This is a genomic window from Blautia sp. ZXY-1-C6 (assembly GCF_056339875.1).
On sequence record NZ_JBWJVQ010000254.1, the window covers coordinates 1 to 9474 of the forward strand.

A 9474-nucleotide genomic window follows, 5' to 3' on the forward strand; every position below is an offset into this window, starting at 1 on the left:
GCGATTAAAAATCATGGACTTGAGCGTTCACTGAAAACTGCGGTTCCGGATGAGGTATACGAACGACTTAAGAAGGAGCTGGAAGATATTGAAAAATAACAGAGTACTGTCACTGATAGGGCTGGCTACCAAAGCAGGCAAGACCGTAAGCGGAGAATTTTCCACAGAGAAATCTGTAAAGACCGGAAAAGGACTGCTTGTGATCGTTGCTGAGGATGCCTCCGAGAATACAAAGAAGAAATTCAGGAATATGTGCAGTTTTTATGAAGTTCCGATTTTCTTCTTCTCTGATAAAGAGAGCTTAGGCAGAGCAATGGGAAAGGAGTACCGTGCCTGTCTGGCTGTTCAGGATGAGAACTTTGCGAAAGCAATCATGAAGGAGGTATAGCGATTGTCAAAATTAAGAGTACATGAGCTGGCCAGAGAGCTTGGACGACAGAACAGAGAAGTGATCGAGTTTCTGAAATCAAAAGGCGTTGATGTGAGAAGCCATATGAGTATGGTGGATGAGCCTGCGGTTTCGGAAGTAAAGAATAGATTCAGAAAAGACAATAATAACAGGGGAAAGGAGCATATTGCGAAATTGGAGACTCCCAAGACAGAAGAAAAGGTTGTAACAGCAAAATCTGAAGGAGATAAAACTGAAACACCTAAAAAGAAAAAAAATATTATCCGCGTTTTTCATGCACAGAATGCAAGTGACGGAGGAAAAACAAGAAAGAAACCTGTGAAAGCTGAAGGCGAGAGAACAGGTTCACCAAGAAATGCAGAAGGAAGAAATTCCGACAGTTCAAGAACAGACGGTGACAGACCAAGAAGAAATAATAATGACCGCCCAGGTACAGGCAACAGAAGACCGGACGGACAGAACCGTCAGGGAAGACCTCAGGGTGAAGGAAGATCCCAGGGAGATAACCGCCAGGGAGGACGTTTTGGCCAGGGAAGAAACCAGGGCGAAGGAAACCGTCAGGGAAGACCTCAGGGCGAGGGAAGATCCCAGGGAGATAACCGCCAGGGAGGACGTTTCGGCCAAGGAAGATCCCAGGGCGATGGTCAGGGCCGTCCGGGCGGAAGATTCCAGGGCGATGGAAATCGTCAGGGAGGACGTTTCGGACAGGGAAGACCACAGGGAGATGGAAACCGTCAGGGAGGAAGACCGCAGGGCAATGGCCAGGGTCGTCCGGACGGAAACAGAAGTGAAGGACGTGACGGACGCTTCGGCGGCAGTCAGGGACGTCAGGGACAGCGCCAGAATACAAGAAAGAATGACGATATGGCATTTGCACCGGAACTGACAAAGACTTCCAAAGACAGCAAGAGAGAAAGAGACAGAGAGAACAAAAACAAGAAAAAAGATTTTGATAAGACACAGAGTGGCGGACGCAGACCAAATCAGGGTGGATTCAATAAGAATTCCAGAATCCCGAAAGCTCTGCAGAAACCGGCTCCGCAGCCAAAACAGGAAGAGAAGAAACCTGAGGTTAAGGAAATCACACTTCCGGAGAAGATGACGATCCGCGAACTGGCAGAAGCTATGAAAATGCAGCCGTCAGTAATTGTGAAGAAGCTTTTTATGCAGGGTATGATGGTTACCGTAAACCATGAGATCGATTTTGAGAAAGCTCAGGAGATTGCTCTGGAATATGATATCATCGCAGAACCGGAAGAGAAGGTAGACGTTATCGAAGAACTCCTCAAAGAGGATGAAGAAGACGAAAAAGATATGGTTTCAAGACCACCTGTAGTCTGTGTTATGGGGCACGTTGACCATGGTAAAACATCTCTTCTGGATGCAATCCGTAAGACAAATGTAACACGTGGAGAAGCCGGCGGTATCACACAGCACATCGGTGCTTCTGTAGTAGAGGTTGGCGGACAGAAGATCACATTCCTGGATACACCTGGACATGAAGCTTTCACAGCTATGCGTATGCGTGGTGCAAACTCCACAGATATTGCAGTTCTGGTTGTAGCAGCTGATGATGGTGTGATGCCTCAGACAGTAGAGGCTATCAGCCATGCGAAGGCGGCAGGCGTTGAGATCATAGTTGCAATCAACAAAATTGATAAGCCAAGTGCTAATATTGAGCGTGTAAAACAGGAACTTTCTGAATATGAACTGATTCCGGAAGACTGGGGCGGAAGTACGATTTTTGTTCCTGTATCCGCACATACAGGAGAGGGAATCGATACTCTTCTTGAGATGATCCTTCTTACAGCCGAGGTATGTGAATTAAAGGCAAATCCAAACCGTTCTGCAAGAGGTCTTGTAATCGAGGCTCAGCTTGATAAAGGTAAAGGTCCGGTTGCCACAATCCTTGTCCAGAAAGGTACTCTTCATGTGGGAGACTTTATTGCAGCAGGAGCATGCAATGGTAAGGTTCGTGCCATGATGGATGATAAGGGACGCAGGATTAAAGAAGCAGGTCCTTCTACTCCTGTAGAAATCCTGGGACTTGGTGATGTGCCGAATGCAGGTGAAATTCTTCTTGCATTTGACAGTGATAAGGAAGCCAAGAACTTTGCAGGTGCATTTGTATCTGAGAACAAGAACCGTCTTCTTGAGGAGACTAAGGGCAAATTATCTCTGGATAATCTCTTTGATCAGATTCAGGCAAGCGATCTGAAGGAACTTCCGCTCATTGTCAAAGCAGATGTACAGGGATCTGTGGAAGCTGTAAAACAGAGTCTGACCAAACTTTCCAACGAAGAAGTGGTTGTAAAGGTGATCCATGGCGGTGTTGGTGCGATCAATGAGTCTGACGTAAGTCTTGCGGCTACATCAAATGCGATCATTATCGGCTTTAATGTCCGTCCGGATGCAACCGCAAAACAGCTTGCTGAGCAGGAAGGTGTAGATCTTCGTCTGTATAGAGTTATTTATCAGGCAATCGAAGATGTAGAAGCTGCCATGAAGGGTATGCTTGATCCTATATTTGAGGAGAAAGTTATCGGTCATGCGGAAGTGCGTCAGCTGTTCAAAGCATCCGGCGTTGGTACGATTGCAGGAAGCTACATTCTGGATGGTATTTTCCAGAGAAACTGCAAGGTTCGTATTTCCAGAGAAGGCGAGCAGGTATTTGAAGGTGAGCTTGCATCCCTGAAGAGATTCAAAGACGATGTTAAGGAAGTTAAGGCAGGATACGAATGTGGCCTTGTATTTGACGGATTTAACGATGTGAAAGAGGAAGATAAAGTAGAAGCTTATATCATGGTAGAAGTACCGAGATAGTAATGGTTTATAAAGGTAGGGTGCGCGATTCATAGTGTCAGGTACAGTGTGGTGCGCACCTTGACTTGATTGTGGTAATTCAGAGAATAATGTGATCAGGATAGTCGATGATCCGGATTGCTCACAGTATTTGACAGAATTGCCGGATATATAGGAGTAAAACTTAAAATGAGAAAAAACAGTATTAAGAATACCCGGATCAATGGGGAAGTCCAGAAGGAACTCAGCACCATTATCCGCAACGAGATCAAGGACCCGCGTATTCATCCGATGACTTCTGTCATGGCTGTAGAAGTGGCTCCTGATCTGAAAACCTGCAGAGCATATATCAGTGTGCTGGGTGAAAAAGAAGCAAAGGAAGCGACGATCAAAGGTCTGAACAGTGCAGAAGGCTACATCAGACGCCAGCTGGCGCGTAATTTAAACCTGAGAAATACACCGGAGATCCGTTTTATCCTGGACGAATCTATTGAGTATGGTGTAAATATGTCAAAGCTTATTGATGATGTTACCAAGAAAGACAGCAACTCCCACAGACAGGATGAGGAGCAGGAGGAGAATTAAAAGAGGATGAGAACATGGAAAATATTGCGGAAATACTGGAAGGTGTGAAAACAATGGGAATCGGCGGACATATCCGTCCGGATGGTGACTGCGTTGGTTCCTGTATGGCGTTATATTTATATGTAAAAACCTATTATCCGGAAATTCAGGCAGATGTGTACCTGGATAATCCCAAACCTGTTTTCGGACATATTGACTGTATGGATGAGATTAAAACAGAGCTGGACGGTGACAAAGAGTATGACCTTTTTGTTACCTGTGATGTAAGTGCAAAAGACAGACTTGCCATTGCAGGTCCATATTTTGACACTGCAAAAAGAACAGCATGTATTGATCATCATATCAGTAACTCCGGATTTGCACAGGTGAATCATATCAGGGGAGAGGTAAGCTCTGCCTGTGAAGTTCTCTATGGGCTTTTTGATCCTGAGAAAGTGGTCCGTACCATTGCAGTGCCGATCTATACGGGAATGGTTCATGACACAGGGGTATTTCAGTACTCTTCAACTTCACCGGAGACCATGCGTATTGCCGGGGAACTGATGAAGACAGGATTCAATTTCAGTAAGATCATTGACGAATCTTTCTATCAGAAAACTTATGTGCAGAATCAGGTAATGGGGCGTGTTCTTGCAGAGAGTATCCTGCTTCTGGATGGAAAATGTATTATCGGATATCTTAAAAAAAGAGACATGGAGTTCTATGGTGTGGATGGCAAGGATCTGGACGGTATCGTCAGTCAGCTTCGCCTTACAGCGGGAGTGGAAGTTGCCATGTTTATCTATGAAGTGGAAACTCAGTCTTTCAAAGTTTCCCTGCGTTCCAATGGAAATGTGGATGTAAGCAAGATTGCAGTATATTTTGGCGGCGGCGGTCATATGAGAGCAGCAGGATGTGATCTTCAGGGTTCTGTGTATGATGTGATCAACAATGTGACAGAACAGATCTGCAAACAGTTTCAGGAGCAGGAAGTCTGATGGATGGAGTAATTGTAATCCGTAAGGAAAAAGGATTCACTTCCCATGATGTGGTGGCAAAGCTTCGGGGAATCCTTCATATGAAGAAAATCGGACATACCGGAACTCTTGATCCGGATGCAGAAGGAGTGCTCCCGGTGGCTCTGGGAAAAGCAACCCGTCTGGTGGATATGATCACAGATAAAGAGAAAACTTATGAGGCAGTGATGCGTCTGGGTGTTGTTACGGATACCCAGGATATGAGCGGAACTGTTCTCTCACAGACTACAGAGCTTTCCGTTACAGAAGAAGAGCTTTGCACAGTGGTCAGTTCTTTTGTGGGAGACTATATGCAGGTGCCGCCAATGTATTCAGCACTGAAGGTCAATGGAAAGAAACTCTATGAACTTGCCAGAGAGGGCAAGACTGTGGAGCGTAAACCAAGACCTGTACATTTTTATGAGATAGAAATTCTGGATATCAGTTTTCCGCTGGTGCGTTTTCGTGTGACCTGCAGCAAGGGAACCTATATCCGTACTCTGTGCCATGATATAGGGGAAAAGCTGGGCTGTGGAGCTGCCATGGAAAGTCTTTTGCGGACAAAGGTGGGCAGATTTACACTGGATGATGCCATTACCCTGGCGCAGACAGAAGAGGCAGTGCAGGAAGGAACCATAGAGAGTAAAATCCTCGGTATTGAGGAGATTCTTGCAGAGTATCCAAGGGTATGCTGTACAAAAGAAGGGGACAGACTTCTGGCTAATGGAAATCCTCTTGTACAGGCACTGGTCGATGCACAGGAGAAAAAAGGATGGATCCGTATGTGCAGCAGTGAAGGCAGTTTTGCCGGAGTTTACCAGTGGGACGAGAAAAGAAACAGGTATTTCCCTGTAAAAATGTTTTAGGAGACATGATGGAATATTTAAGGATTGAGAATGATTTTCCCAGAATTTCACACAGTGCGGTAACACTTGGGAAGTTTGACGGCATACACCGCGGACATCAGAAACTGGTTGAGAAAATTATTGAGCAGAAACAGGAAGGTGCACAGGCGGTTGTACTTGCGCTTGGAACTGCCTCAAGAACAATCCTCACAAAGGAAGAGAGATGTCGTATATTGGAAGAAATGGGAGTGGATATACTGTTGGAATGTCCGCTCACAGAGAAAATACGGCACATGAAAGCAGAGAATTTTATAAAAGAAATACTGATAGGAGATCTGCAGGTTTCCTATGTGGCAGTTGGAGAGGATTTCCGTTTTGGCTATGAGCGGAAAGGAACTCCTGCCATGCTCAAAGAGTTCGGAAAGAAATATGGATTTCATACGGAAGTCCTGCCAAAAGAAATGGACGGACGCCGTAAGATTAGTAGTACCTTTGTCAGGGAAGAACTGAACAGAGGAAATATGGAAAAATTCCGTTTCCTTATGGGAACAGATTTCTCAGTAGAAGGAATCGTTGAACATGGACGTGGAATGGGACATAAATATCTGCTTCCGACCACCAACCTGATCCCTCCGGTAGAGAAACTGATGCCTCCAAACGGGGTTTATATCACAGTATCCCATTTCAGAGACAGAAGTTATCAGGGGATTACCAATGTAGGTCATAAGCCTACTGTTGGCGGCGAGAAGTTTATTGGTGTGGAAACATATCTGTTTGACTGCAATGAAGATCTGTATGGGGAATACTGCAAGGTAGATTTCAAAAAATTCCTCAGACCTGAACAGAAGTTTTCTTCGCTGGAGGCACTGAAGGCACAGCTGGAGAGGGATGCTGTGAAGGGACAGGAATATTTTGAAACTTTGTAAAAAAGAGGTTTACACGCCAGAATCAATGTGCTATACTAACCAAGGTGAATTTAGCCCATGTTCAGGGACCGGACGCTCCGACCATCTCTTAATGTGTGGCGGTCAATCAATAATAATTATAGAATACAGGAGGAAATCACAATGATTTCAAAAGAAAAGAAAGCAGCGATCATGAAAGAATATGCAAGAACTGAAGGCGATACAGGATCACCGGAAGTACAGGTAGCAGTTCTTACAGCAAGAATCCAGGAACTTACAGAGCATTTACAGAGCAACCATAAAGATCATCACTCCAGACGTGGTCTTCTGAAAATGGTAGGTCAGAGACGTGGACTGTTAGCTTACCTGAAGAAAACAGACATCGAAAGATACCGTGCACTGATTGAAAAATTAGGCTTAAGAAAATAATAGCCTTTTAGTATGCGGAAGGGGGCGGATTTCCATCCGCCTCCCTTTTTATGTATATGGCAGTTCTGTAAAATATGGTGTTTTTCAGGATTGCGGTGGCTTGTTGTTTCGACTGCATCTGCATATTCAGAAGCTGCGAAACATGACAGGAGTTATTTCCGAGACTACTGAAAAGATTATTTTGTATATGAAAGTAACAAAACAGGCAGATATATTTGCCTGAAAAGTAGTTTTTTCAGTTGTTTCGGACTCCTGTTTTAATGTGACAATTTCATAAAAAGTCTGAACGTTGATGGACAAGATTGTCAGCAGACGGAACAGACAAATTTGAAAAGAATAAAGTAGTTACCAGACATGCAGTGAACGGTAACAGAAAATGACAACAGAATTATGAAAAAAGGAGAATGAACATATGTACAAAAGTTATTCCATGGAATTAGCCGGAAGAACCTTGACAGTAGATATCAACCGCGTTGCAAAACAGGCAAACGGTGCAGCATTAATGCACTATGGTGATACTACAGTTTTATCTACAGCAACAGCATCCAAAGAGCCAAGAGAAGGAATTGATTTCTTCCCGTTAAGCGTTGAATATGAAGAGAAAATGTATGCAGTAGGCAAAATCCCAGGAGGATTTAACAAGAGAGAGGGAAAAGCAAGCGAGCATGCAATCCTTACTTCCCGCGTGATCGACAGACCAATGCGTCCTCTGTTTCCGAAGGACTACAGAAACGACGTAACACTGGTAAACATGGTTATGTCTGTTGATCCTGAGTGTAATCCGGAGATTCCGGCTATGCTTGGTTCCTCTATTGCAACCTGCATTTCCGATATTCCGTTTGATGGTCCGTGTGCTACCACACAGGTTGGTCTGATCAATGGTGAATATATCATCAACCCTACCATGGCACAGAAAGATGTATCTGACCTTCAGCTTACAGTAGCTTCCACAAGAGAGAAAGTAATCATGATCGAAGCCGGCGCAAAAGAAGTTCCGGAAGACAAGATGATCGAAGCTATCTATAAAGCTCATGAAGTAAACCAGGAGATCATTAAATTTATCGATAAGATCGTAGAAGAATGCGGAAAACCGAAACACAGCTACGAATCATGTGCAGTTCCGGAAGAACTTTTCGCAGCGATCAAAGAGGTCGTACCTCCGGCAGAAATGGAAGTTGCCGTATTCTCTGACGATAAACAGACAAGAGAAGAAAATATCCGTCAGGTAACAGAGAAACTGAAAGAAGCTTTTGCCGACAAGGAAGAGTGGCTTGCAGTTCTGGGTGAGGCTGTATATCAGTATCAGAAGAAGACTGTCCGCAAGATGATCTTAAAAGACCACAAACGTCCTGATGGTCGTGCCATTACTCAGATTCGTCCTCTGGCAGCAGAGACAGATATTATCCCGAGAGTACATGGTTCTGCTATGTTCACACGTGGACAGACACAGATCTGTACCATCACAACTCTGGCTCCTCTTGCAGAAGCACAGAAGCTTGACGGACTTGACGAATTTGAAACTTCAAAGAGATATATGCATCACTACAATTTCCCGTCCTATTCTGTAGGTGAGACAAAACCATCCAGAGGACCGGGACGTCGTGAGATCGGACATGGTGCACTTGCTGAGAGAGCATTAGTTCCTGTACTTCCAAGCGAAGAGGAATTCCCATATGCGATCCGTACTGTATCTGAGACATTTGAATCCAATGGTTCTACTTCTCAGGCAAGTATCTGTGCATCCACAATGTCTCTGATGGCAGCCGGTGTACCGATCAAAAAACCGGTAGCAGGTATTTCCTGTGGTCTGGTAACAGGCGATACAGATGATGATTACATCGTTCTGACAGATATCCAGGGACTTGAAGACTTCTTCGGAGATATGGACTTCAAGGTAGCCGGAACTCATGACGGTATCACAGCAATCCAGATGGATATCAAGATCCATGGACTGACAAGACCGATCGTAGAAGAAGCAATCAGACGTACAAAAGAAGCTAGAGAATATATCCTGACAGAAGTTTATGGAGAAATGCATCGCAGCTCCCCGTACAACTGTAGGCGAATATGCTCCGAAGATCATCCAGATCCAGATCGATCCTCAGAAGATCGGTGATGTTGTAGGTCAGAGAGGAAAGACTATCAATACGATCATCGAGCGTACAGGTGTTAAGATCGATATCACAGACGAAGGTGCGGTATCTATTTGTGGAGTTGATCAGAAGAGCATGGATGAGGCAGCTAACATGGTTAAGATCATTGCAACTGATTTTGAAGCAGGACAGATCTTTACAGGTAAAGTTGTCAGCATCAAAGAGTTTGGTGCATTCGTTGAATTTGCACCGGGTAAAGAGGGAATGGTACACATTTCCAAGATCTGTAAAGAAAGAATCAATCGTGTTGAGGATGTTCTCACACTTGGTGATAAAGTTAAGGTTATCTGCCTTGGCAAAGACAAGATGGGAAGAATCAGTTTCAGCATGAAGGATGTACCGGAAGAAGCG

7 protein-coding genes and 1 pseudogene are annotated in these 9474 nt (G+C 44.5%); all 8 read left to right on the forward strand.

The window, feature by feature from the left end; genetic code table 11:
• Positions 1-49: 49 nt before the first annotated feature.
• Entirely contained in the window at positions 50-388 is a 339-nt protein-coding gene (locus tag AC075J_RS16470) for a L7Ae/L30e/S12e/Gadd45 family ribosomal protein (protein WP_008707587.1), read from the forward strand.
• 3 nt (positions 389-391) lie between these two features.
• Positions 392-3232: a translation initiation factor IF-2 gene (infB, locus tag AC075J_RS16475; RefSeq protein ID WP_476390512.1), complete on the forward strand. Its 2841-nt coding sequence runs from the start codon at positions 392-394 to the stop codon at positions 3230-3232.
• A gap of 168 nt (positions 3233-3400) precedes the next feature.
• Positions 3401-3796, forward strand: coding sequence for a 30S ribosome-binding factor RbfA (gene rbfA / locus AC075J_RS16480; RefSeq protein WP_476390513.1), 396 nt, complete (start codon positions 3401-3403; stop codon positions 3794-3796).
• 14 nt (positions 3797-3810) lie between these two features.
• Positions 3811-4773, forward strand: a complete 963-nt coding sequence (locus AC075J_RS16485; RefSeq protein ID WP_055200485.1) for a DHH family phosphoesterase — start codon at positions 3811-3813, stop codon at positions 4771-4773.
• Positions 4770-5657: a tRNA pseudouridine(55) synthase TruB gene (truB, locus tag AC075J_RS16490; protein WP_334297202.1), complete on the forward strand. Its 888-nt coding sequence runs from the start codon at positions 4770-4772 to the stop codon at positions 5655-5657. The genes AC075J_RS16485 and truB overlap by 4 nt, the downstream gene beginning before the upstream one ends.
• A gap of 8 nt (positions 5658-5665) precedes the next feature.
• Entirely contained in the window at positions 5666-6562 is an 897-nt protein-coding gene (locus AC075J_RS16495) for a bifunctional riboflavin kinase/FAD synthetase (RefSeq protein WP_025577184.1), read from the forward strand.
• A gap of 141 nt (positions 6563-6703) precedes the next feature.
• Complete coding sequence (rpsO, locus tag AC075J_RS16500) at positions 6704-6970, forward strand: 30S ribosomal protein S15 (RefSeq protein ID WP_008707580.1); 267 nt, start codon at positions 6704-6706, stop codon at positions 6968-6970.
• Positions 6971-7382: 412 nt separating this feature from the next.
• Positions 7383-9474, forward strand: a pseudogene (locus AC075J_RS16505) (polyribonucleotide nucleotidyltransferase); the annotation flags it as partial.